21 protein-coding genes are annotated in these 23384 nt (G+C 61.2%); 7 read left to right on the forward strand and 14 right to left on the reverse strand.

Annotated features, from left to right (window positions below; all coding sequences use genetic code 11):
- Positions 1-85 precede the first annotated feature (85 nt).
- Together rcdA and QDY28_RS10595 are read left to right on the forward strand one after the other, a co-directional pair.
- Positions 86-601: a protease adaptor protein RcdA gene (rcdA, locus tag QDY28_RS10590; protein ID WP_331381642.1), complete on the forward strand. Its 516-nt coding sequence runs from the start codon at positions 86-88 to the stop codon at positions 599-601.
- Between the two features lie 261 nt (positions 602-862).
- Positions 863-2800, forward strand: a complete 1938-nt coding sequence (locus QDY28_RS10595; protein ID WP_331381643.1) for a translation factor GTPase family protein — start codon at positions 863-865, stop codon at positions 2798-2800.
- A 78-nt stretch (positions 2801-2878) separates the two neighbouring features.
- Here QDY28_RS10595 and rpmE read toward each other — a convergent pair whose 3' ends face one another.
- Positions 2879-3100, reverse strand: a complete 222-nt coding sequence (rpmE, locus tag QDY28_RS10600) for a 50S ribosomal protein L31 (RefSeq protein ID WP_028754606.1) — start codon at positions 3098-3100, stop codon at positions 2879-2881.
- A 175-nt stretch (positions 3101-3275) separates the two neighbouring features.
- Here rpmE and QDY28_RS10605 point away from each other — a divergent pair, with 175 nt between their 5' ends.
- The 4 genes from QDY28_RS10605 to QDY28_RS10620 all read left to right on the forward strand — a co-directional run bounded on the left by QDY28_RS10605 (position 3276) and on the right by QDY28_RS10620 (position 7222).
- The gene (locus tag QDY28_RS10605) at positions 3276-5096 is read left to right on the forward strand and encodes an ABC transporter transmembrane domain-containing protein (RefSeq protein ID WP_442967501.1); all 1821 of its coding nucleotides are present in this window, start codon (positions 3276-3278) and stop codon (positions 5094-5096) included.
- A gap of 91 nt (positions 5097-5187) precedes the next feature.
- Positions 5188-5373, forward strand: a complete 186-nt coding sequence (locus QDY28_RS10610) for a YegP family protein (RefSeq protein ID WP_028754608.1) — start codon at positions 5188-5190, stop codon at positions 5371-5373.
- Positions 5374-5628: 255 nt separating this feature from the next.
- Positions 5629-5967: a YciI family protein gene (locus tag QDY28_RS10615; RefSeq protein WP_331381645.1), complete on the forward strand. Its 339-nt coding sequence runs from the start codon at positions 5629-5631 to the stop codon at positions 5965-5967.
- A gap of 7 nt (positions 5968-5974) precedes the next feature.
- Entirely contained in the window at positions 5975-7222 is a 1248-nt protein-coding gene (locus QDY28_RS10620; protein WP_331381646.1) for an RNA polymerase sigma factor, read from the forward strand.
- Between the two features lie 3 nt (positions 7223-7225).
- Here the strand turns inward: QDY28_RS10620 and QDY28_RS10625 are convergent, their stop codons facing one another.
- From QDY28_RS10625 to QDY28_RS10680, 12 genes are all read right to left on the reverse strand, one after another.
- Positions 7226-8257, reverse strand: a complete 1032-nt coding sequence (locus tag QDY28_RS10625; protein ID WP_331381647.1) for a peptidoglycan -binding protein — start codon at positions 8255-8257, stop codon at positions 7226-7228.
- A gap of 3 nt (positions 8258-8260) precedes the next feature.
- A complete protein-coding gene (locus QDY28_RS10630) occupies positions 8261-9310 on the reverse strand; it encodes a flagellar motor protein MotA (protein ID WP_331381648.1) in 1050 nt (349 codons plus the stop codon).
- A 132-nt stretch (positions 9311-9442) separates the two neighbouring features.
- A complete protein-coding gene (locus tag QDY28_RS10635) occupies positions 9443-10243 on the reverse strand; it encodes an inositol monophosphatase family protein (RefSeq protein WP_331381649.1) in 801 nt (266 codons plus the stop codon).
- 206 nt (positions 10244-10449) lie between these two features.
- Positions 10450-11541: a protein-glutamate methylesterase/protein-glutamine glutaminase gene (locus tag QDY28_RS10640; protein ID WP_331381650.1), complete on the reverse strand. Its 1092-nt coding sequence runs from the start codon at positions 11539-11541 to the stop codon at positions 10450-10452.
- 11 nt (positions 11542-11552) lie between these two features.
- Positions 11553-12410, reverse strand: a complete 858-nt coding sequence (locus QDY28_RS10645; protein WP_331381651.1) for a CheR family methyltransferase — start codon at positions 12408-12410, stop codon at positions 11553-11555.
- Between the two features lie 22 nt (positions 12411-12432).
- Positions 12433-12924: a chemotaxis protein CheW gene (locus QDY28_RS10650; RefSeq protein WP_442967505.1), complete on the reverse strand. Its 492-nt coding sequence runs from the start codon at positions 12922-12924 to the stop codon at positions 12433-12435.
- A 2-nt stretch (positions 12925-12926) separates the two neighbouring features.
- The gene (locus tag QDY28_RS10655; protein ID WP_331381653.1) at positions 12927-14852 is read right to left on the reverse strand and encodes a methyl-accepting chemotaxis protein; all 1926 of its coding nucleotides are present in this window, start codon (positions 14850-14852) and stop codon (positions 12927-12929) included.
- Between the two features lie 224 nt (positions 14853-15076).
- A complete protein-coding gene (locus QDY28_RS10660) occupies positions 15077-16771 on the reverse strand; it encodes a methyl-accepting chemotaxis protein (protein WP_331381654.1) in 1695 nt (564 codons plus the stop codon).
- Positions 16772-16808: 37 nt separating this feature from the next.
- Positions 16809-17309: a chemotaxis protein CheW gene (locus QDY28_RS10665; protein ID WP_331381655.1), complete on the reverse strand. Its 501-nt coding sequence runs from the start codon at positions 17307-17309 to the stop codon at positions 16809-16811.
- An 11-nt stretch (positions 17310-17320) separates the two neighbouring features.
- The gene (locus tag QDY28_RS10670) at positions 17321-19351 is read right to left on the reverse strand and encodes a chemotaxis protein CheA (protein ID WP_331381656.1); all 2031 of its coding nucleotides are present in this window, start codon (positions 19349-19351) and stop codon (positions 17321-17323) included.
- The gene (locus QDY28_RS10675; protein WP_331381657.1) at positions 19348-19716 is read right to left on the reverse strand and encodes a response regulator; all 369 of its coding nucleotides are present in this window, start codon (positions 19714-19716) and stop codon (positions 19348-19350) included. The genes QDY28_RS10670 and QDY28_RS10675 overlap by 4 nt, the downstream gene beginning before the upstream one ends.
- Complete coding sequence (locus tag QDY28_RS10680) at positions 19713-20036, reverse strand: hypothetical protein (protein ID WP_331381658.1); 324 nt, start codon at positions 20034-20036, stop codon at positions 19713-19715. Before QDY28_RS10680 ends, QDY28_RS10675 begins: the two co-directional genes overlap by 4 nt.
- A 404-nt stretch (positions 20037-20440) precedes the next feature.
- Between QDY28_RS10680 and QDY28_RS10685 the strand changes: the two genes are divergently transcribed.
- Entirely contained in the window at positions 20441-22126 is a 1686-nt protein-coding gene (locus tag QDY28_RS10685) for a chemotaxis protein (protein ID WP_331381934.1), read from the forward strand.
- A gap of 18 nt (positions 22127-22144) precedes the next feature.
- On the opposite strand, the gene QDY28_RS10690 is transcribed toward QDY28_RS10685, so the two are convergent.
- Positions 22145-23383: a tetratricopeptide repeat protein gene (locus QDY28_RS10690; RefSeq protein ID WP_331381659.1), complete on the reverse strand. Its 1239-nt coding sequence runs from the start codon at positions 23381-23383 to the stop codon at positions 22145-22147.
- Position 23384: the final 1 nt, after the last annotated feature.

Consider the following 23384-nt stretch of genomic DNA (forward strand, 5'->3'; position numbering starts at 1 on the left):
GTCATAAGAGCGGACGCCGAGAGTTCTTCCGGACTTAAGCGGCTTTTCCTGAACAAAAGTGTTGCGTGAAGCAGGGATTACTTCGATGTCGGAACTTGGTTTGAACACGATCAGCTTTGCTGGCCACGCAGCTTCGTCGGCGCAGTTCAGGACGCTCTATTCCGAAGGCATGTCGCTGGTCGAGGAAACCGCGAGCTATCTTGACGGCCAGGGCCGCGCGGCCTCCAAGGTTCTGCCGCGCATGGCCTCCGTGCTCTATGCCGCTGAATCCATGCGGCTGACCACCCGCTTGATGCAGATGGCCTCCTGGCTGCTGCTGCAGCGCGCGGTCAATAACGGCGAAATGTCCCGCGATCAGGTGCTCGCCGAAAAGAACAAGGTTCGTCTCGACGGCTTCAACGTCGATCGCAGCGCACCCGGCTGGAGCGACCTTCCGGAAGCCTTCCGTGACCTCGTCGAACGCTCCCTGCGCCTTCAGAACCGCGTCGCCCTGCTCGACCGCGAAATCTACCGCCCGACGGAAGCGCCGATCGTTCCAGACAATCAGAACAGCGTCAAAGCACAACTCACCCTGCTGCAGACGGCATTTGGCAATCACTGAATTTCGATAGTTTAGAACTGACAATAGAACCGGTCGTGTTTTGCACGGCCGGTTCGATTTTTTTCGTGCCTGCTCGAGGGCTAAGCTCAAGGTAGCAAACTGGGCGAGCTTGACGGATTTTAGGAAACATCTGTAGAAATGGCAGCAGTTTGTCCCAAGTGGAGAAACTGGCAAGCCGACATCAGATATGCGTGGAGGTCCCAATGCGCCGACTCACTTCTCACGAAAATCACATCCGAAATTCTGAGAAGATGATGGACCATGCGCACATTGAATTTGGGCATTCTCGCCCATGTAGACGCGGGCAAAACTAGCCTTACCGAACGACTCCTTTTCGACACCGGCGCAATCGACGAGCTTGGCAGTGTCGACGCCGGCAATACGCAGACCGATAGTCTCGAAGTCGAAAGACAACGCGGCATCACCATCGCCGCGGCGGTGGTTTCCTTCACCATCGGCGATGTGGTGGTAAACCTCATCGATACACCCGGCCATCCGGACTTCATTGCTGAGGTCGAGCGGATTCTGCAATTGCTCGATGCGGCCGTGGTCGTCGTTTCGGCGGTCGAGGGCGTGCAATCGCAGACCCGCGTGCTCGTTAGGGCATTGCGCCGCCTCGGCATCCCCTTCGTGTTCTTCATCAACAAGGTCGATCGCCTTGGCGCACGCTACGATGAAGTTCTCGAGGAAATTTCGAGCCAGTTGTCGGTTCGCCCCGTTGCGATGTCGACGATTAGCAATATCGGCAGCAGACTCGCCGCTGTAGAAGCCCTAGATAGTGAAAGCGATCCTCACTTCTCGCGCCTGTGCGAAGCACTTGCGGTGAACGATGAGACTCTGCTGAAGGATTATGTCCTGGCATCCGACCGCCTGACGAGACAAAGACTGGAGCGCGCCCTTGTCGATCAGGTGGCAAAATCTCTGGTCCATCCGGCATTTGCCGGCGCGGCCACGCGGGGCCTCGGCATTCCTGCCCTAATCGCGGCCATCGAGACCTTGCTTCCGAGCCGCGGACCGAACCCTGATGGGCCGGTCTCCGGGAACGTCTTCAAGGTCGAACGCGGATGGGGTGGAGAGAAGCTCGCCTATCTCCATCTCGCATCAGGCGCGATTGCAGTTCGCGAGGACCTCGAGCTCCCGAGCGGCCCGGCAAAGATCAGCAGCATCCAGCTCTTCCGAGACGGTCGCACAGACAAGGTCACGCATATGATGGCGGGACAAATCGCCAAGATCGGCGGGCTCGCCAAGGCCCGCATCGGAGATTGGGTGGGCACCGCGACTGGGGCGGGCGATCTTCGCCACTTTGCTCCGCCCACGCTGGAAACGCGCGTCCGCCCGATGCGCCCCTCCGAAAACGCGGCGCTCTGGGTCGCCCTCGGTCAGCTCGCAGAGCAGGATCCGCTCATCAATTTGCGCACCAATGACGAAAGCGGCGAAATATACGTCTCCCTTTATGGCGAGGTGCAGAAGGAGATCATCCAGGCCATCCTTTTAAACGAGTTCGGCCTCGACATCGCCTTCGAGGAAAGCACCGTCATCTATGTCGAGAGGCTGGTCGGAATTGGGAGCGGACTTGAGCAGATATTCAAAGAACCCAATCCGTTTCTGGCGACGGTCGGACTGCGTATCGAGCCCCGACCGGAAGGCACCGGCAACAGCTTTGCCTTAGAAGTGGACGTGGGGCAGATGCCCGCGAGCTTCTATCGCGCAGTCGAGGAGGCGGTTTTCGAAACGCTCAAGGAAGGCCCTTACGGTTGGCAGGTTATCGATTGCCATGTCGCCATGACGTCGGCGCGTCAAAGCTCGCCAGCCACTACAGCGGCGGATTTTCGCAAGCTGACCCCGTTGGTGCTGGCGGCCGCCCTTTCATCCGCACGCACGTTCATATGCGAGCCCATCGAGCATTTTGACATCGAGATATCGGCAACGGCATTGGCCGGCGTGCATAGCCTGCTCGCAAAATCCGGCGCATCGATGAAAAAAACGCTGATCGACGGTGGGCTGGCCCGCCTGGAAGGTACTGTGGCATCGGCCATGATCCAGAATATTCAAAGGCAGTTGCCCGGCTTGTCCGCCGGAGCGGGTGTCCTGGATCATTCCTTCGACCACTATGCGCCGCTGACCGGCCCCCAGCGGTTGCGCCCGCGCGCCGGCGCAAATCCGTTCGATCGCGCCGACTACCTGCGTCGGATGCGATGAGACGCCGAACCTCTGCATTCAAAGCAAAAAAGCCCGGCAAAACCGGGCTTTTTTTCAAACTACCAGATCGCGAAGCGATTAGATGCCGAGGCCGCCGAAGCGCTTGTTGAACTTGGAAACGCGGCCGCCGCGGTCCATGAGCTGCTGGTTGCCGCCGGTCCAGGCCGGGTGAGACTTGCTGTCGATTTCGAGGTTCATGACAGCGCCTTCCGAACCCCAGGTCGAGCGGGTTTCGTATTCGGTGCCGTCGGTCATGACCACCTTGATCGTGTGGTATTCGGGATGGATGTTGGCCTTCATAACAATCTTCCTGTCATGCCAGGGTCCATTTGTCGCAAGCCATTGCGGCAACCGAACCGATTGAATAAATGAAGCCGCAGTCCGATTGAGGCCACGGCTTCCAATTAAGATGGCGTGCCTATACATGAAGGCAGCAAGGATAACAAGGGGCGAAAGAGCGAAGTCCCTTGCTGATATGGGGATTGGAGACGACTTGTCAGAGACGGGCCAGACAGACGACAAAAAACGCAGATCCATTCGGCCGCTTCGGCGCCTGGCACCCTATCTCAGGCGCTATCGCGGCATGGTGTTGGGCGCGCTGATCGCCTTGACCGTTGCTGCCGTCACTTCTCTCGCTTTGCCGCTCGCCGTCCGGCGCATGATCGACCATGGCTTCGATCAATCCGATCGCGGCCTCATCGACAGCTATTTCGCCGCGATCATGGTTATGGCCGTCGTCCTCGCGGTCGCAAGCGCGCTACGCTATTATTTCGTGATCACCATCGGTGAGCGCATCGTCTCGGATATGCGCCGCGAGGTCTTCGATCATGTGACGCGGCTGTCGCCCTCCTTCTTCGATGTCAATCAATCCGGCGAGATCGTCTCGCGGCTGACGGCCGACACCACGCAGATCAAGTCCGCCGTCGGTGCAACGGCTTCGGTAGCGCTGCGCAATCTCATTCTCTGTCTCGGCGCTGTCGCCATGATGATCGTTACCAGCCCTAAGCTGTCGAGCATCGTGCTGATTGCCATCCCGATCATCGTGCTGCCGCTTGTCAGCTTCGGCCGCTCTGTGCGCAAGCGCTCACGCGCAGCCCAGGATACGCTCGCCAACGCGTCCGCCTATGCCAACGAAACCATCGCTGCCAACCGCACCATCCAGGCCTTCAACGGCGAAGCGGCGGCAGCGCGGCGGTATGGCGCAGCGGTCGAGGATGCCTATCAGGCCGCGCGCGCTGCAATCAAATCCCGCTCGCTGCTGACCGGCTTTGCCATCACCATGGTGTTCGGCAGCATCGTCGCCGTGCTTTGGGTCGGCGCGCAGAATGTTCTGGCCGGAACGATGTCGGCGGGAACGCTTGGTCAGTTCCTCCTTTACTCCGTGATCGCCGGCACATCGCTCGGCTCGCTGTCGGAAGTCTGGGGCGAGCTGTCGCAAGCTGCCGGTGCCGCCGATCGCTTGGGCGAACTTCTGGCTGAAGTTTCGCCGATCGCCGTCCCCGCCGATCCCCTACCCCTTCCCCAGCCGCCGCAGGGCCGGGTGGAATTTTCCGACGTGCATTTCTCCTATCCGTCGCGGCCGGGCAAATCGGCGCTGCATGGCCTGTCGCTTTCCGTCAAGCCTGGCGAGACGGTGGCGATCGTCGGCCCTTCCGGCGCCGGCAAAAGCACGGTCTTCTCGCTCCTCCTGCGCTTCTATGATCCGCAGCAGGGTAGCGTCTCCGTCGACGGCATCGATATCAGCCGCGTCTTGCCCGATGACCTGCGTGACCGCATCGCTATTGTGCCGCAGGACACGACCATTTTCGCCGCCTCGATCCACGACAACATTGCCTTCGGCCGCCCGGGAGCCTCCCGCGACGAGGTCCGCGCCGCGGCAATCGCCGCCCAGGCGGATGAATTCATCTCGCGCCTGGACAAGGGTTATGACACTCAGGTGGGCGAGCGCGGCATCACCCTTTCCGGCGGCCAGCGCCAGCGCATCGCCATTGCCCGCGCCATCCTCAAGAATGCGCCGATCCTGCTGCTCGACGAAGCAACATCGGCGCTCGACGCAGAGAGCGAGACGCTGGTGCAGAAGGCACTCGATGGCCTGATGGAAACACGCACCACCCTCGTCATCGCCCATCGCCTGGCAACGGTTCTCAAGGCCGACCGCATCCTCGTGCTCGATCAGGGCCGCATCATCGAGGAAGGCACGCATCAGAGCCTCATCCATCACGGCGGCATCTACGCCAAGCTGGCGCGGCTGCAATTCGACGCCGGTATCGAGGATCGCATGCTTGCCGTCAAATAAGTCAGCCGGTTACAACTGGTGGAAATAGCTCTAAAGTTGAGCTAGATTTCTGCTGTTATCTCGCGCTGACGCGATTCTAGGAGACGGGACCATGTATAAATTTGAAGTCTACAAGGACAAGGCTGGCGAATTCCGCTTCCGGTTCAAGGCCTCCAACGGCGAAACCATGTTCGTCTCCGAAGGCTATAAGGCGAAGGCTTCCGCCCTGCATGCCATTGAATCGATCAAGGCACATGTCGGCGGCGCTGCCACCGACGACCAGACCGCCGCCGCATAAGACCTTTCGTCTGGCATCTGCCGCACAGCTTTCTACGGCCGGCCGCCGCCTGGTGCGCCGGCCGTTTCAGTACTTTCGCTAAAAAAATTTTGAAAAAATCTGCTCCGGCCTGTCGAAATCGGCCTTCCTCGCGCCTCATAGTATCGGAACGGGCATGAAGCCGTTTCGCCGTCGGCGTTGCACATCTTGGCATTTGCTTCTTAGATGCAGCGTCCAGTCCGGCTTACCGCCAACATAGCGAGCAGGAGTTTCCCCATGCAATATGCCTTGATCATCCGTGAATCGGCCGAGGATTTTAAGCGGCGCGAAGATCCCGCCTATAGGAACGGCTGGATCGCCTATACCCAGGCGCTCGTCCAGGCCGGCATCATGACCGGCGGCGCCGGATTGACCCAGCCGGAAACCGCAACGGTTGTCCGCCGCCGCGGCGAAGACCACGATGTGCAGGACGGTCCTTTCCCGGAAGGCAAGGAGCAGCTCGGCGGCTTCTATCTGATCGATGTCCCCAATCTCGACGCGGCTCTGGAATGGGCGGTGCGCGTGCCGATCTCCCAGCAGGGATCCGTCGAAGTACGGCCGCGCCTGCAGATGTGAGATGGTCATGAACCATGACGTTGGACGCGCCACGGAACGGGTGGCGCGCCAATCCTACGGCAAGTTGATCGCCTTCCTTGCGGCGCGCTCGGGCGATGTCCCGGCCGCGGAGGATGCGCTGTCAGACGCGCTTGCCGCCGCTCTGAGTGCTTGGCCGGTTCGCGGCATTCCAGACAATCCCGAGGCCTGGCTGTTGGTCGCGGCGCGGCGCAATCTTTATGGCGCTGCAAGGCATGCAAACGTCAAAGCCGCCGCCCGCGAGACGATCACTCTGGCCTTCGAGGAGGCGGAGGAGCGCATGAATGCCGATGGCCCGACCTTCCCCGACGAGCGGCTGAAACTGCTGTTTACCTGCACGCATCCGGCGATCGACCGGTCCGTCCATACGCCGCTGATGCTGCAGGCGGTTCTCGGCATAGATGCCAGGACCATGGCCCAGGCCTTCATCGTCTCGCCGGAGACGATGAGCCAGCGGCTGGTTCGGGCAAAGACCAAGATCCGCGAGGCGCATATTCCTTTTACTGTTCCCGACCGCTCCGTATTGCCGGAGCGCCTGACGGGCGTGCTCTCGGCAATCTATGCCGCCTACGGCCTTGGCTGGGATGGGCTCGATGGCGAAGATGGCAAGCGCAACTCCTTGGCAGACGAAGCCATCTGGCTCGGCCGCGCCCTGCTCGCCACCATGCCGCAGGAGCCGGAGGTGGCGGGCTTGTTGTCCCTGATGCTTTATTGTGAAGCGCGCCGCACCGCCCGGCGGAATGCGAATGGCCGCTATGTGCCGCTCGCCGAACAGGATACCGCGCGCTGGAACGCCATCATGATGGCCGAAGCCGACGGCTTGCTGCGGCAGGCCGGCGCTTTCGACCGCTTCGGTCCATTCCAATGCCAGGCGGCCATCCAATCCGTCCATTGCGAACGCCGGCGCTCCGGAGTGACGGACTGGACGGCGCTTGCAAAGCTCTATGAAGCACTCGTGCTGATGAAGCCGACCGTCGGCGCCCGCGTCAGCCAGGCCGCCGTTATCGGCCACACACACGGGACTTCGGCCGGATTGCATAGACTGAACCAGTTGGCTGAGCGCGATATTCTGAGCTACCAACCTTATTGGGCCGTCCGCGCCCATCTGCTTGCTGAAGCCGGAGAAGCGGAGAACGCCGCTGCGGCCTACCGCACAGCGATCGGGCTTAGCGACAGTTCCGCCGTCCGCGAATTCTTGCAGGCGCGCCTCGATACCATTCTGACCGATAGAAACTGACGGTTACTTCTCCGTCAGCTTCAGCTCGATGCGGCGGTTGGTGGCGCGGGCCTCCGGCGTATCGCCCGGAGCGATCGGCTGGAACTCTCCGAAGCCGGCGGCGACGAGCCGGTCCGCAGGAACGCCATGGGCAATCAGGAACTTGACCACGGCGATGGCGCGGGCCGACGATAGTGCCCAGTTGTCAGGATAGCGGCCGCTTCCCGAGAGCGGCACATTGTCTGTGTGACCGTCGACACGCAGCACCCAGTTGATCTCGGGCGGAATTTCCTTGGAAAGATCGATCAGCGCAGCGGCAAGCTTGACCATCTCCGCCTGGCCGTCCGGATTGAGATCAGCCGCGCCGGAAGGGAACAGCACTTCCGACTGGAAGACGAAGCGGTCGCCGACGATGCGGATATTGTCGCGATCGGAGAGGATTTCGCGCAAGCGCCCGAAGAAGTCGGACCGATAACGGTTGAGTTCCTGCACGCGCTGCGCCAGCGCTACATTCAGCCGTCGGCCGAGGTCGGCGATTTTCACCTGCGACGTCTGATCCTTCTCCTCAGACGCCTGCAAGGCGGCCTCGACGGCGGCGATCTGGCTGCGCAGTGCGGCAATCTGCTGGTTGAGAAGATCGACCTGGCTGAGCGCGCGGGCACTCGCCTGCTTCTGCTCGTCAAGCTGCTGCGTCAGCGTGCCCACGCGCTGTTGCGCGGCCTGGCTATTGCCGGAGCCGGCGTCCAGCAGCGCCTGCAGACGCGAGCGGTCGCCCTCTGCCACCGAAAGCGACGCCTGCAGATTGGCGATGGAATCCTCGAGATCCTGCTTGCCGCTCTTTTCGAGCGCCAATGCCTGCGTCAATTCGTTGATCTGGCTGTTGAGTCGGTTCAGCACCTCGTCGCGGCCGGAGATTTCACGGCTCAGGATGAACTGTCCGACGACAAACACCGTCAGCAGGAACATGATCGCCATCAGCAGCGTGGAGAGCGCATCGACGAACCCCGGCCAGTAGTCCACCGTTCTCTTATGGCGACTGTTTCGCGCGAGCGCCATGATTTACTTGCTCCCGGTCTTCTCGGTGTGGCTGATGCGGTCGGCGAGGCGATCGAGCGTGCGGCGCATCGATTTCGCTTCTTCCTGTTGGGCCTCGATCCAGTCGCGCAGCATCTGCTGTTCGTTGCGCATGTTCTTGACCAGGCCTTGAATGCCCTCGGCGAGGTTCGCCATCGCCGTCACCGAACGCTGACCGCCGCCGCCCTCTTCGGCGATCTTGCGCAGATATTCCGAAAGCACCCGCACATCCTCGGAGGATGCGCCGCTGGCGCCTTCGATCACGGGAGCGATATCGGAGCCGACGTCGGTCACGGACGAAAGCCAGTTTTCCAGTTCGGTGTAGAAGCGGTTCTGCGCGCGGCCGGCCTGAAGATCGAGAAACCCGAGGATCAGCGAGCCGGAAAGGCCGAGCAGCGAGGAGGAGAACGCAGTGCCCATGCCGACCAGCGGGCCGGAGAGGCCGGTCTTGAGCGCGCCGAGAATGTCGCCGGTATCGCCCGAACCGACATCGAGGCTCTGGATGACATCGTTGATCGAGCCAATCGTGCCGATCAGACCCCAGAAGGTGCCGAGCAGGCCGAGGAAGACGAGCAGGCCGATGAGATAGCGCGACGTGTCGCGCGACTCGTCCAGGCGGGTGGCTATGGAATCGAGGATCGAGCGTAGCGTCGCCGTCGACAATTGCATGGCGCGACGGTTGCCGATCAGCGCCCGCATCGGCGCCAGAAGCCGCGGATTGCGGCCGACCTTGTCGGCAGCGTTGCCAACGGCGCGGAAATGGTTGAACCAGCGAACTTCCGGCCTGAGCATCAGGACGTGATTGAAGACCAGCAGGATGCCGACGGCAAGCACCCCAAGGATCAATCCGTTCAGGCCGGGATTATGCAGGAAGGCGACTTGAGCCTGGCGAAACAGGATCGCTACGATAAAACCGACGATGACCAGGAAAAGGATCATCGTCCAAAAGAAGGCCATCGGGCTGGAGAGCTTGTAGGTATAGTTGCCCGACACATTGTCGGTCGACCCCAGATCCCCCAGATTTACATTTTCCATCGCACACTTCGCCTCCGCATTCTCCGCCCCGGAGACTAGAGCAACATTGTGCCGAATTGAAGAGACGGAAAACACAAAACAATCCGTTGGCAACAGCCTGTTTTGCCGCAGGCAATCGCTGAAAGGCGACCCTTATTTCGTCGGGATAGGCCGTTTGATGACCTCGGCCAGCGCCTTTTGAATATGCTCGTTACCGCAGATAATCGAGCCGTTACCGATCATATCGGTGCCGCCGTCCAGATCAGAGACGAAACCGCCGGCTTCGCGCACCAGCAGGATGCCGGCCGCCATATCCCAGGGGGACAAGCCCACTTCCCAGAAGCCGTCGAAACGGCCGGCGGCGACATAGGCGATATCGAGTGCTGCGGAACCGAGGCGGCGGATGCCCGCGACTTCGCCCATGACATGGCGCAGCTCGACCAGGAACTTGCCGTGATTGCCGCGGCCCAGATGCGGAACGCCGCAGCCGATGACGCAATCGGACAGCACGCGGCGCGAGGCGACGCGCAGGCGACGGTCATTGAGGAAGGCGCCGCCGCCGCGCTCGGCAGTGTAAAGCTCGTCCGTCGCCGGATTGAAGACGACGCCGCCGACGATCTCGCCATTGCGCTCCAGCGCGATCGAGATGGAGAAGAACGGAATGCCGTGCAGGAAATTGGTCGTGCCGTCGAGGGGATCGACGATCCAGCGATGCGCGCCGTCGGTGCCCTTGATCTCTTCGCTTTCCTCCCCGAGGAAGCCATAGGTCGGCCGCGCTTTCAGCAGCTCGTCATGAATGATCTTCTGCGCTTTGAGATCGGCCTGGCTGACGAAATCGCCCGGTCCCTTCACCGAAACCTGCAGGTTCTGCACTTCGCCGAAATCGCGGCTGAGCGACTTGCCTGCCTTGAGGGCAGCCTGAACCATGACATTGAGAAGAGCAGAGCGGGCCATCGGGCTTCCTTGGATAATATAGAAGGCACTGACCGGACCTGGAGGCAGGCCCCGGCGGAGCGGGATCGGCAGCGCAATAAAGATTGGCGGCCTCAAGACCACAAAATCGGGCGAATTTCAAGTACAGCGAGTCGGAAGGCCTGGTTTTCTCATCAGCCGGACTTCCTCATCAGCTCGGCACTGATGATCGACGGCGGTCATCCAGCCTAGAATTTCTGCTGCGCCATCAGGATCTCACGGGCGATCTGCTCCAGTGGCACGACACGATCGACGCCGCCGCGGGCGATCGCCTCTTTCGGCATGCCGAAAACGACGGAGGTCGCCTCGTCCTGGGCAACCGTATAGGCGCCGGCCTGCTTCATCTCGAACATGCCGCGCGCCCCGTCATCGCCCATGCCGGTCATGATGATGCCCATGGCATTCGATCCAGCCGCCCGCGCCGCCGAGCGGAAGAGGACATCGACGGAAGGCCGATGGCGCGAAACCAGCGGCCCGGTCTTGACAGCCACGTGGTAGCGCGCACCCTGCCGCTCCAGCAGCATGTGATTGTCACCGGGGGCGATCAGCACATGACCGCGCAGAACGGGATCGCCATCGACCGCTTCCTTGACCTCGACTTCACAGAGGCTGTTCAGCCGCTTGGCGAAGGCGGCGGTAAATTTTTCCGGCATGTGCTGGACGATGACCATGCCCGGCGCATTGGCGGGCAGCGCTTCCAGCATCTCGCGCAGCGCTTCGGTGCCACCCGTCGAGGCGCCGACACAGACGACCATTTCCGTCGTCTTCGCCATGGCGCGGCCGGTCGGCGGCGGCAGCATGGCGTCGGCCGTCAGCTTCTTGGCCGGTCCCGAAGCGGATGCCGACCGCGCTTCGGCGCGCCGGACATTCGGCATCCTGGCATGCGATGCGCTCCTAACCACCTCGCGGATGCGCATCGCCTCCTCGGCGAGATAGTCGGCAGCGCCGATCCGAGGTTTTTGGATGATGTCCACCGCGCCGGCTTCCAACGCCTGCAGCAGCGTCTCCGAACCCGCTTCCGTCAGAGACGAGCACATCACGACCGGGATCGGCCTCTGTGACATCAGTTTGCGCAGAAAGGTGATGCCATCCATGCGTGGCATCTCCACATCCAGCGTAATGACGTCGGGCACTTCCTCGTGGATCCTGCGTGCTGCCATGAAGGGATCGTTCGCCACCCCCATGACCTCGAGCTCGGGGTCGTCAGACAAAAGCGCTGCAAGCGTCTGACGCACGCTGGCGGAGTCATCGATGATCAGGACGCGGATTTTCTTTGGCATGACGACCTGCCCTAGATTCGCTGGAAGACCGTGTTGGAGACCTGTTTCAGCGGTAGATCAAAGCCGGTGATCGATTCCGAGTGGCCGATGAACATATAGCCGCCGGAGACGAGACAATCGCAAAGACGCGAGAGAACGCCGGCCTGCGTCTGCTTATCGAAATAGATGAGGACATTGCGGCAGAAGATGATGTGCATCGCATCGCCCACCTGATATTTCTCATCCATCAGGTTCATCCGGCCAAAGCCGATCTTCGAGCGCAGCCGCGGCGTGATGCGCACCTCCCGCCTGTCCTGCGCTTTGGCGGTCATGACATATTTGCGCTTGAGTTCGGCCGGAACCGGCAAGACCATATCATCCGTGTAGATGCCGCTTCTGGCCGAGTGCAGCACATCGGTGCTGAGATCGGTCGCCAGGATCGCGTAATCGATACCACCTTCGCTTTCGGAGAACTCCTCCATCACCATCGCCATGGAATAGGGCTCCGCCCCGGTCGAGCAGGCGGCACTCCACCCGCGCAGACGGCGGTGGCCGGCGCGCATCAGCATCGGCAAAGCCGCGGTCTGCATGAATTCGAAGTGTTTGGCTTCGCGGAAGAAATCGGTCTTGTTGGTCGTGACCGCATCGATGAGATAGACCGACTCCTGTTCCAGGCCGCCATGATTGAACAGGAAATCGCAGTAGTCGTCGAAGGATGTGATGCTGGTGGCGCGCAGGCGCCGCCGTAGCCGTCCCTCCAGCATCGTCAGTTTCGTCGATGGCATCTTGATGCCGCTGTAGTCATAGATGAAACGCGCCAGTTTCTCGAAATTCCGCTTGCTGATGCGATCACCGATGATTTGGCTCTCCTGAACGACGGCCGTTCCCATCCATCCACTCCCTTGCGAATTCCTATGCGGCATGACCGGCGCGATTCGGATCGAGCGCGACTGTGTCTTCCCGCGACAGCAAGCGGGCGAGATCGACAATGACGACGAAGCCGTTCTCCCGACGCACGACGCCGGCGATGTAGTCGGAACGCCAGCGCACGCCGATATCGGGCGCCGCTTCGATCTGGTCGCGCCGGAAGGGCGTCACCTCGAAGACGCGGTCGGCGACGAGTCCGAGCGTCAGCACCTTGGCCTCCATCGGAATATCCAGCACCAGCACGCGGGTATGCGGGGTCGGGACGGTCTTGGAGAGACCAAGCTTCAGCCGCAGATCGATGGTCGGCACGCCCTGCCCTCGCACATCGCGCAGGCCGAGCAGGTAATCCGGCCCGTTCGGAATCTTGAAGGCCTCGGCATAATCGAGGATTTCACGGACCACTTCGACAGGTACGGCAAAGACTTCCTCGCCGAGACTGAAGGTGACGAATTGCGCTTCCGGAGCGGGTATAGCCATGGTCATGCACTTTCCTTGAATTCGAGGTCGCCTTCGTCCGGGCCGCCCATAGAGAGATCGAGAGCAAAGCCCTTGGCACGCGCCTGCTGGGCAGCGACGGTCTGCGCGGGAGCGGCAGGCGTGCCACGGCGGTTGGCAAGCGGCGCAGCGACAGCCTTCTGAACTGCCTTGGTGGGCGACTTCCTGGCGGTGACTTTGCTGCCTGCAGTATCGACCTTGAAGAAGGCGATAGAAGCTTGCAGCTCTTCGGCCTGAGCCGCCAGCTCTTCCGAAGTGGCCGACATTTCCTCCGAAGCGCCGGCATTTTGCTGCGTCACCTTGTCGAGCTGCTGGATCGCTTCGTTGATCTGGGCAGCACCGATATCCTGCTCGCGGCAGGCAGCGCTGATCTCGGAGACCAGTTCGGCGGTCTTGCGAATGTCCGGCACCAGGCGGCCGAGCATCTCGCCGGCTTCGGCAGCAGCCTTGACGGTGTCGCTCGACATCGAGCTGATCTCGGCAGCGGCCGACTGGCTGCGTTCGGCAAGCTTGCGCACTTCCGAGGCGACGACCGCAAAGCCCTTGCCATGTTCGCCGGCACGGGCCGCTTCCACAGCCGCGTTCAGAGCGAGCAGGTCCGTCTGGCGGGCGATCTCCTGCACGATGCCGATCTTCTCGGCAATGGTGCGCATGGCGCTGACGGCGCGGGTCACCGCATCGCCGCTCGCTTCCGCATCCTTGGCCGACTGACGGGCGATCTTTTCCGTCTGGGCGGCATTGTCGGCGTTCTGCTTGATGTTGGCCGCCATCTGCTCCATCGACGCCGAGGCTTCTTCGGCCGAAGCTGCCTGTTCGGTCGCGCCCTGCGACACCTGCTCAGAGCTTGCCGAGAGTTCCTGGCTGCCCGAGGAGACGTTGTCGGCCGCGCCCAGCGCATCGGCAACGACGCCCCTCAGGCGTTCCACCATCTGCTCCAGCGCCAGACCGAGGACATCCTTGTCGGAAAGCGGCATCGGCGTGACCGTAAGGTCTCCGTCGGAAATCTTCGTCGCGATATCGGAGGTGGCGCGCAGATTGGCGACCATGCTCTGCATGGCGAGACCGAGAACGTCCTTGTCGGAGAGCGGCTTCACGGCAACGGAGAGATCGCCCATCGCGATCCGGTCCGCCACGTCGGCGGTGGCGCGCAGGTTCGAGGTCATGACATTGACGGTCTCGATGAGATCCTTGATCTCGTCATTCGTCTTGACCTCGACCTTCTGATTGAGATCGCCGATGGCCACCGCTTTGGCAATGTCAGATACCTTGGCCAAACCGCGATTGATCCCGAGCGTAATCCAGAGGGCAGCGCTCAATGCGATGATCAACGCGATGGCGGAGACGGCAGCCAGGACCATCAGAGTGTCTTCATAGAGCCGGTCATTGGCCGCATCCGTATCCGCCAGTGCCTTTTTCTGAATGTCGACGAGACTATTGATCGCGCCCGTCATCTGTTTGCTGAGGTCGCTCAACTCACCGTCCGAAAGCGCCTCGGCACCGGCGTGATCGCCTTTGGCCTCAAGGCCCTGCAGCTCGGTGGAGCGCTGGCGGAAGGTCTGGCCCAGCGATATCAATTTCTCCCAGAGGGGTTTGCCTTCCACTGTCGCGATAGCGAGACCGTCCTGGGCTTGCGAGAACATGGTATCGAGCTCAGCGCTGGATTCCTTGTAGAAGGCAGTTTCTGCATCGCCATTGGCAATCAGTGCATCTTTCTGCGCCCGAATGGCTTCAACCGCTGCGATGTTGGCGTCGAGCGCACGTTGCAACTGTTTGACAGGGCCTTCGGTCATTCCGTTGCTGGCATCGTTGAGGTGCCCAAGACTGATGCTGCCATAGACCGCGATGCCGATCAAAAGCAGCGTCATTGTGCCGAAGGCGAGACCTAGTTTCAGTTTGATGGAGAAGCGCATTTGTCCTATCCCCCAGAGATAAAGAGGCAAAATGGTATTGCGGAACGGCGTCACCGCTTGACAGCGTCGTACCGATAAAAAGAGCCTTCGAACGGGGGAAAGCGATCCATTCACCTCCCCGTCACCGGACATCTCAGGAACCACGACGCCAACGCATACACACGTTGGGGATATCAGAACGCCGGGACCACGGCGGTCCCGGCTGAGGTCATCGGAGCCCGCGCTCAGGCGCTTTCGCGGAAATCCGCATCGCCGGCATCCGGGCCGCCCATGGAGAGATCAAGGGCAAAGCCCTTGGCACGCGCCTGCTGGGCAGCGACGGTCTGCGCGGGAGCGGCAGGCGTGCCACGGCGGTTGGCAAGCGGCGCAGCGACAGCCTTCTGAACTGCCTTGGTGGGCGACTTCCTGGCGGTGACTTTGCTGCCTGCAGTATCGACCTTGAAGAAGGCGATGGAGGCTTGCAGCTCTTCGGCCTGAGCCGCCAGCTCTTCCGAAGTGGCCGACATTTCTTCCGAAGCACCGGCATTTTGCTGCGTCACCTTGTCGAGCTGCTGGATCGCCTCGTTGATCTGTGCGGCACCAATATCCTGCTCACGGCAGGCGGCGCTGATCTCGGAGACCAGTTCGGCGGTCTTGCGGATGTCCGGCACCAGGCGGCCGAGCATCTCGCCGGCTTCAGCGGCAGCCTTGACCGTATCGCTCGACATCGAGCTGATCTCGGCAGCGGCCGACTGGCTGCGTTCGGCAAGCTTGCGCACTTCTGAGGCGACGACCGCAAAGCCCTTGCCATGTTCGCCAGCACGCGCCGCTTCCACAGCCGCATTCAGAGCGAGCAGGTCGGTCTGGCGGGCGATTTCCTGCACGATGCCGATCTTCTCGGCAATCGTGCGCATGGCGCTGACGGCGCGGGTCACCGCATCGCCGCTTGCTTCCGCATCCTTGGCCGACTGACGGGCGATCTTTTCCGTCTGGGCGGCATTGTCGGCGTTCTGCTTGATGTTGGCCGCCATCTGCTCCATCGACGCCGAGGCCTCTTCGGCGGAAGCCGCCTGTTCGGTCGCGCCCTGCGACACCTGCTCGGAGCTTGCCGAGAGTTCCTGGCTGCCCGAGGAGACGTTGTCGGCCGCACCCAGGGCATCGGCAACGACGCCGCGCAGGCGTTCGATCATGACATTGACGTTGCCGAGCAATTCACCGATTTCGTCATGATTGGTGATCTCAGCCGTCTTCGTCAGATCGCCCTCGGAAACCTCTCGAACGACGGTATTGGCGCGGGTAAGGCCCTTGCTGATCGTGCTTGCGATCCAAAAAGCGGTTGCGGCGGCGATCAGTAGCGCCACACCTGCGGCGACCAGCATGGCGAGGCGGGTGCCGGCATATTGCACGTCGGCGCCATCATCGGCTTCCTTCATTTTCTGCTTCTCGGTGGCGAGCAGAGCGTCAAGAGCATTGTCGATGTCGTTGGCAGCCTTGCGGGCATCGGTAACCGAGATGTTGGTCGCCCCTTCCTTGTCGCCTGCCTTCAGCAATTGCCGAATCTGGTCGTCGGCCTGGATGAACTTCGCCGCGATCGCTTCTACCGCGTCCCAACGAGCGCGGCTCTCTTCGGTCGCGATCTTGTCCAAGGCTGCGAGGGTATCGGCGAGTTGCTTGCGTGCCACGTCGCCGGCAGCGAGCGAAGCCTTGATTTCATCATCGCTGTGAGCCGCAAGAAGGTTCTTCTGCTGACGGATGACTTGGAGCTGCCAGATGTTGACCTGCTGTGTCAACTCCAGCCGCTCGACAGGGCCTTCGAGCACGTTGCTGATGGTGTCGTTGAAAGCGCTGAGGCTCATGATGCCGTAGCCGGCCGTGCCCATCAGCATGAGGATGATGAAGGCGAACGCCCCCACCAGCTTGGCTTTGATCGTTAGACGCATCGTCTTGATTCCCTCGAAAATTCGGCCGCGGCGATGCTCAGGCGGAAAGCGCCTTGCTTTGCCGGGCGGAAAAAATCGCCTGCAGATTGGGGAGAATGATGAATTCCCCTCCGCGCTTGACCAGGCAGTTGATGTAGTCGGGACGCCAACGCATCCCCACGCTAGGCGGTGCTTCGCTGGAAGCTTTTGCAAGTGTGGTGACTTCATTCACCCTGTCGGTCCGCAGACCCACGAGCGTGGGTTCATCCTGCAGGTCAAGTTCGATAACGATGATACGGCTATCGATAGTCGCTTCCGCTGCTTCCATGCCGAAAGCGAGGCGGAGATCGGCAAGGGGGATCACCTTGCCGCGAAAGTTGATGACGCTGCCCACGAAAGGCTGGCTGCCGGGAACGGCGGTTTCCGGCAGAATGTCCAGGATTTCCTGAACCATGACCGCCTCGAGGGCGAAGGTTTCACCGGCGAGATCGAAGGTCAGAACTTCGACTTCGCCGTTTTCATTCCAGTGAGTGCCATTCCAGAGATTGTCGGATTTCATGGCTGTTCCGCTCATCCCGCTGCACGCAGATGCGCCTCCTGTTGCTGGCCGGCTGCGACCAGATGCACGACATCAAGAATGAGGGCGACGCTGCCGTCACCGAGGATCGTGGCCCCGGAGAAATGGGCTACGTCATTATGCAGCTTCGACATGGATTTGATCACGGTCTGATGGTCGCCAATGATCTGATCGACGACGAGGCCGACCCGCTCCGTACCGGTCGAGATAACGACGACCTTCTGATGCACATCCGGCTTGGTGCCGGTGCGGAATACGTCCCGCAACCGCAGGAACGGCACAAGGCTGTCGCGCAGCGAAATGAAGCTGCGGCCGCGCGAACGCAGATCCTCTTCCAGCGACAATTCCAGGCATTCCTCGACCGCCGACAGCGGAATGACATAGCGTCCGGCACCAACGCGCACGAGCAGGCCGTCGATGATGGCGAGCGTCAGCGGAATGCGCAGCGATACATCGGACCCCTGCCCCGGCTTGCTGACGATATCGATGGCGCCTCGCAGCGCTTCCACCGTCTGCTTCACCACATCCATGCCGACGCCGCGGCCGGAAAGATTGGTGATCTGCGCCGCCGTCGAAAATCCGGGCGCAAAGATTAGCTGCAGAAGCTCGGCGTCGCTGAGCTGCTGACCCGGCTGAATCAGCCCCGACGATTCCGCCTTGGCGCGGACACGTTCGCGATTGATGCCGCGGCCGTCGTCATTGATCGAGATGATGACCTCGCCGCCCGATTGCCGGGCCGACAATGTAATTGTGCCGGCTTCGGCCTTGCCGGCAGCGAGGCGCTCTTCCGGCGGCTCAAGGCCATGGTCAATGGAATTGCGCACCAGATGTACCAGGGGATCGGCAAGCCGCTCGATCACGGTCTTGTCGACCTCGGTCGTCTCGCCTTCAGTGACCAGCTCGATGACCTTGCCGGTCTCTCGTGCCAGATCATGCACCAGGCGGCGGAAGCGGCTGAAGAGGCTGGCGACCGGCACCATGCGCAGCACCATCATCGTATCGCGCAGCTCGCCCGACAGACGTTCGATCTCTTCGGACACCGACCGCAGCCCGATATCGGCGCTGGCACTCGCCAACTGGCTGAGGCGCGATTGCGCGATGACCAGCTCGCCGACGCGATCCATGAGTTCATCGAGGCGCTCGGCCGGAACGCGGACGCTTTCCGCAGCCTTGGCCTGCCGTTGGTCGGCAACCGACGCCGCCGTTGCCGCCGCTTCCCTTTTGACCGGCACAACCTCGGCAGCAGCCGCCGCGACGGGTGCGACCACCTGCGGAACTGCCGAGACGGCGGGCTCATCCGGCGTTGCAACAATCGCATTGCCATCGATTTCTTCGACATCGAGCTGCATGTCGTCCATGACGAAGATGAAGACATCGTCGATGGCTGAGCGCGGCTGCTCGGTGGTAACAGTCACATCCCAGGAAAGATGCAGCTCCGTCGGTACCAGCGCACTCAGTGGGGGAATGGCCGAGGTATTGGCAAGGATACGGCATTCGCCAAGATCGCGCAGCTCATCCAGCAATCCCAGCGGATTGGTGCCGTTGATCATCGCGTTCTGCGGCAGGCTGAAGCGAATGCGCCAGGTCTTGCGCTTGTCCGCCACAATAGGCGCGGTGGCAGCAACCGCATGAACGGACTTTGCAGCATCGCCGCCGCCGACCGCTGCTTGCAACTGCGCCAGAAGGCGCTGGCTGGTGGCGTCGTGATTGCCATTGGGGTCGTCGACGAGGGCGCGCATATGATCCTGAGCGTCGAGAACGGCAGCGACGAGCTCGGTCGTTGCCGGCGCCTGGCCCTTGCGGACGCGGTCGAAGGCGGTTTCGCAATGATGGGTGAAGGCGGCGAGCGCATCGAAGCCGAACATGGAGCCCGAGCCCTTCAGTGTATGAAGGCCGCGGAACACGGCGTCGATCAAAGCCTTGTCGTCTAGCTGATGCGTGAGATCCAAAAGGCCTGCCTCGATTTGCTCCAGGCATTCTGCAGCCTCGGTACGGAAGACAGCGATTGGATCGATCGAGCTCATCTGCCCAGCACCTTCCTGGCGATCTTGACGAGATTTTCCGGATCGAAGGGCTTGGTCAGCCAGCCGGTGGCGCCGGCAGCCTTGGCCCGCGCCTTGAGATCGGCATCGGATTCGGTCGTCAGGAAGATGATCGGAACGCCCATGTGAGCCGGCAGCTTGCGCAGCTCCTCGATCATGGTCAGTCCGTCCATGACAGGCATGTTGAGGTCGGTCACGATGAGATCGAATTGCCCGGCCTTGGCCTTGTCCAGGCCCTCGGCTCCGTTCGCCGCCTCGGTGACTTCGTAGCCGGCATTGGTCAACGTCACCTTGGTCGTCAGACGGATGCTGGCGGAATCGTCGACAGTCAAAATCTTCGCACTCATGAATGTACCTCTTTATGGAGCCAGAATTGCGCGTCCTCCGCCGTAAAGGCCTCGATGAACCCACCCCTCTGCAAGACTTTCAAAACAGAACCGCTGGCCGGAGAAGAAAGACGAAGTGTTTTGCCGGAAGCCTTCGCCTCGGCCCGAGCCGACTCGACCAATTGCACGAAGCTCAAATCAGCTTCCGCATCATCAGCGACTTCGAGGACAAGCATTTTGCTGTCCCGAAACTTCAAAGTCATACTTTGATAGATTTCGGAAATGTTCCTGATGTTCAGGATATCGGGCAGGGAAATAGATTCGGAATATTGATCGTCCATTTCAAATCCGGCTCCGCTACCACATGAATACTTGAGCAATAACTACTGAATCTCATGTCAGCCTTAACAGGCAGTAAACACAGGTTGTACAATTCTCCAATTTCCCGGCTGTGAATTCTCACCTGACATAAATGACCGCTGAAGTTTTACGATGAAAAATATGTTTGAGATTCAGTCAGTTAAATCGGAAGGATCAAAACACCGGCTTTCCGGTGAGTGAATCTTAACTCTGCTGGGGAAAGCCGGGGATGCAACGTCCACGAGTCCGGCGAATTTACCGGAATTTTCCATCCCACATTTAAGAGTTGAGTCAAACGAGCCTTTCTCCAAGTAAAGGGACACACATGCAGAATGGAACAGCTCTGGCACGCCGCATCGATCGCCCACGGGGACTCCCGCGGGCCATGGATGTCAGCCGCACCCTGGAAGCGGCGCGCACAGAGGTTGAGAAACGCTTTCTCGACGGCGGCGCTGTTCTCCTGTCTGTGATGGAGGTCCTGAACCAACTCCTGTCGTCCCTCGACCGGCTGACCAAGGCCCTCGACAGTGATGGCGCCAGCGACACCACCGCCGATCTGTTGCAGACGGTGAGCGGCCTGTCCGATCTGCCCGGTCTCGAAGCCAGGCGCCAGGAGAATTTCGCCGTTCTCGCCGAAGCCGGCACCAAGCTGCACGCGCATGTCACGGATATGCAGGAGACCATGCGTTACCTGCGCACCTTCGCCGTCACAGTGAAAATCACCGGTGCGGGCATTGCCGAATTTGCCGGTTTTGCCGAGGAGATTCTGGAGCGCATTCACTCCGGCACCAACGAAGTCAACACCTTCGCCCAGCAGCTCGGCGCGCTCGAACGCGACCTCAAGGTCGCCATGACCTTCGGCGCCACAACCGCGAGGGCCTATGACCGCAACGTTCCGCAAGTGGTGGCAGCACTCGAAAAGGATGCCCGCACCATCGCTGCCCACCGCAGGGAACTCGCGGTCATCGCCGCCGAGGTTGGCGCCATCGCCCGCGGCGTGCAAAGCAAGGTCGCGACAACTCTTTCGGCTCTGCAGATCGGCGACATCACCCGCCAGCGCATCGAGCATGTGCAAAGCGCCTTCGCCTTTCTCGAAGAATTTCTTGAATGCGACGACGGCAGCAGGCTCGATGCCGATGCCCGTAAGCGGCTCGAAAATGTCATCCATCATCTGACGGCGGCGCAGATGCGCGACATGGTCTCGGATTTCCAGCGGGAGTCCGGCAGCGTCGTCAAGACCATCGCCAGTTTCAGCCATGACACGCAGGAAATCCTAAAGCTGCGCGATGCCATGAAACCCGAGAACGACCGCGACGGCAATGTGCTGCGCGCGCTGGAGCAGAGCGTCTCTGCCGCCCACACCATCGTAAAACAGGTGGAAACCGCCCGCGTTCAGGCCGATGGCATCAGCCAGTCGACGCTCGGCACCGCCTCGAATCTTTTGCACCGCATCGAGACCATCCGCGCCGTCAAGACCGACATCCACTATATGGCGCTCAATACCAATCTGCGCTGCAGCCGCATGGGCGAGGAAGGCCGTTCGATCAACGTCGTCACCGCCGAGCTGCGCATCTTCGCGGCAAAGCTCGATGAATCCGCCGATGCGATCGTCTCCGGTCTGACATCTCTCGAAACTGCGGCCGGCCACGTCGCCTCCGGCCAGGAAGCCTCGGACTACCGGCTCGACGAGCGGCTGATCTCCGCCGTCGACGCCATCCGCACCGCCGCCAATATCATGGATGGTGAGTTGGAAACGCTCTCGGCCCATGGCCGCGAAGTGGCAAACAAAATCATGCTGTCAATCGGCAAGCTCGATTTCCAGCGCGATCTCGGCGAGATCCTGGCAAATTGTGCCGATACGCTCGAAGACATGGCCGGCAGCGAAATGGCCGATGTCAGCGATTTGGAGCAGATCATCGCGCCGCTCAGCGCCCGCATCTTCAAGACCTACACTATGGCGCAGGAGCGCAATGTCCATCGCGATATCATCGCCATGGAGGCCAGCGTGGCACCGGTTGCGGCACCGGCCAAGGCTGACGACGAAGATCTTTTCGCCGACGCTCTGTTTTAACAGAATTCGCTTGGCGTCTTACTGCGCCCTGCGAAATTTGTTGGCGGCGTCGATCGCGGCCTTTTGCTGATAATCCTCGATGCCCTGGTAAAAATCCTCGAGCTCGGGATCTTTGAGGCCGGCGCGGCGTGAGATGACATACCAGGTCGCCGCGGCGACCGGATCCTGCTTCGTGCCGAGCGCGTTGATATAAAGATGCGCCAGCTTGTTCTGTGCAACGACGTTGCCGCGATAGGCGGCAACCCGCATCCAGTTGAAACCGTTTTCCAGATCCTGCTTGCCGCCGATACCGTTGATCAGCCAAATGCCCATGTCGAGCTGGGCGGTGTCGAAGCCCGCATTGGCGGCGCGCGACAGCCATTCACGCGCCTGCGCCTTCTTCTCCGCAGGCAGGTCGGGCAGATTTTGATAGAGCTGAGAGACGGCATATTGCGCATCGGCAATGCCCTGCTGCGCCGCCTTTTCATAATAGGGAAGAGCCATCTGCAGGCCCTTGATACCGGGATTATCAGCCGTCAGGGTCTGCCCCCAATTGAATTCGGCGGATGCCTGGCCGGCATCGGCCGCCTTCTTCATCCACTCGTCGGCCTTCTTCTCGTCGCGCGGCAGGTCACGCCCCTCCATCAGGAGCAACGCGTATTTGAACATCGAAGTCGCATCGCCACCCTCGGCTGCCTTGCCGTACCAGAAGGCCGCATCCTTGGTGTCGCGCTTGACCCCCAGGCCTTGCGACATCAACTCGGCAAGCAAGGTCTGCGCCGCGGGATCACCGAGCTGCGCCCGCGGCAGGGCTTTTTGAAAAGCGGTCAGGTAATAACCGCGTTGGAAAGCGCCGTAGGCCTCGTCGATCTTGCCGGTGAAGGGCTTTTCCGGCGGCAGGTCGGGCAGCTTCGCGCCCATACGGTCGAAGACGCCCACACCTTGGGAGGGCTTGATGGCATCGTCCGCCTTCGGCTCGCCGGGCGCGGTCTTCTCGGTCTTGAAAGTGCCGACCGCGGCATTCAATGGCCGCGTCACCACGCTGTCGCTGGGCGTCGGCGCGCTATCCTCAGGCGCCGCAGCTTCATCCGGCGGCGCGGCATCGTCGGATTGTCCGCTGTCTGTCGGCCGAGCGCCCTTGTCCGGCTGCGTTGTAATGCCGGGCAGCGACGTATCGCTATTGTTCGATTGCGCCACCGCAAGCGGCGGCAACGCCGTTAGCCCAACGGCGAGCGCAGCAAGAAAAAACCGGTGACTGAATCGAGGCGTGAGCGACATG

The organism is Rhizobium sp. BR 362, from assembly GCF_036528765.1.
In the GTDB taxonomy this organism is placed as follows: domain Bacteria; phylum Pseudomonadota; class Alphaproteobacteria; order Rhizobiales; family Rhizobiaceae; genus Rhizobium.

Excerpts from the sequence above, each read along its gene's own strand:
- rcdA (WP_331381642.1), top strand. The coding sequence starts at position 86 with ATGTCGGAACTTGGTTTGAACACGATCAGCTTTGCTGGCCACGCAGCT.
- QDY28_RS10595 (WP_331381643.1), top strand. The coding sequence starts at position 863 with ATGCGCACATTGAATTTGGGCATTCTCGCCCATGTAGACGCGGGCAAA.
- rpmE (WP_028754606.1), bottom strand. The coding sequence starts at position 3,100 with ATGAAGGCCAACATCCATCCCGAATACCACACGATCAAGGTGGTCATG.
- QDY28_RS10605 (WP_442967501.1), top strand. The coding sequence starts at position 3,276 with ATGGGGATTGGAGACGACTTGTCAGAGACGGGCCAGACAGACGACAAA.
- QDY28_RS10610 (WP_028754608.1), top strand. The coding sequence starts at position 5,188 with ATGTATAAATTTGAAGTCTACAAGGACAAGGCTGGCGAATTCCGCTTC.
- QDY28_RS10615 (WP_331381645.1), top strand. The coding sequence starts at position 5,629 with ATGCAATATGCCTTGATCATCCGTGAATCGGCCGAGGATTTTAAGCGG.
- QDY28_RS10620 (WP_331381646.1), top strand. The coding sequence starts at position 5,975 with ATGAACCATGACGTTGGACGCGCCACGGAACGGGTGGCGCGCCAATCC.
- QDY28_RS10625 (WP_331381647.1), bottom strand. The coding sequence starts at position 8,257 with ATGGCGCTCGCGCGAAACAGTCGCCATAAGAGAACGGTGGACTACTGG.
- QDY28_RS10630 (WP_331381648.1), bottom strand. The coding sequence starts at position 9,310 with ATGGAAAATGTAAATCTGGGGGATCTGGGGTCGACCGACAATGTGTCG.
- QDY28_RS10635 (WP_331381649.1), bottom strand. The coding sequence starts at position 10,243 with ATGGCCCGCTCTGCTCTTCTCAATGTCATGGTTCAGGCTGCCCTCAAG.
- QDY28_RS10640 (WP_331381650.1), bottom strand. The coding sequence starts at position 11,541 with ATGCCAAAGAAAATCCGCGTCCTGATCATCGATGACTCCGCCAGCGTG.
- QDY28_RS10645 (WP_331381651.1), bottom strand. The coding sequence starts at position 12,410 with ATGGGAACGGCCGTCGTTCAGGAGAGCCAAATCATCGGTGATCGCATC.
- QDY28_RS10650 (WP_442967505.1), bottom strand. The coding sequence starts at position 12,924 with ATGGCTATACCCGCTCCGGAAGCGCAATTCGTCACCTTCAGTCTCGGC.
- QDY28_RS10655 (WP_331381653.1), bottom strand. The coding sequence starts at position 14,852 with ATGCGCTTCTCCATCAAACTGAAACTAGGTCTCGCCTTCGGCACAATG.
- QDY28_RS10660 (WP_331381654.1), bottom strand. The coding sequence starts at position 16,771 with ATGCGTCTAACGATCAAAGCCAAGCTGGTGGGGGCGTTCGCCTTCATC.
- QDY28_RS10665 (WP_331381655.1), bottom strand. The coding sequence starts at position 17,309 with ATGAAATCCGACAATCTCTGGAATGGCACTCACTGGAATGAAAACGGC.
- QDY28_RS10670 (WP_331381656.1), bottom strand. The coding sequence starts at position 19,351 with ATGAGCTCGATCGATCCAATCGCTGTCTTCCGTACCGAGGCTGCAGAA.
- QDY28_RS10675 (WP_331381657.1), bottom strand. The coding sequence starts at position 19,716 with ATGAGTGCGAAGATTTTGACTGTCGACGATTCCGCCAGCATCCGTCTG.
- QDY28_RS10680 (WP_331381658.1), bottom strand. The coding sequence starts at position 20,036 with ATGGACGATCAATATTCCGAATCTATTTCCCTGCCCGATATCCTGAAC.
- QDY28_RS10685 (WP_331381934.1), top strand. The coding sequence starts at position 20,441 with ATGGATGTCAGCCGCACCCTGGAAGCGGCGCGCACAGAGGTTGAGAAA.
- QDY28_RS10690 (WP_331381659.1), bottom strand. The coding sequence starts at position 23,383 with ATGTCGCTCACGCCTCGATTCAGTCACCGGTTTTTTCTTGCTGCGCTC.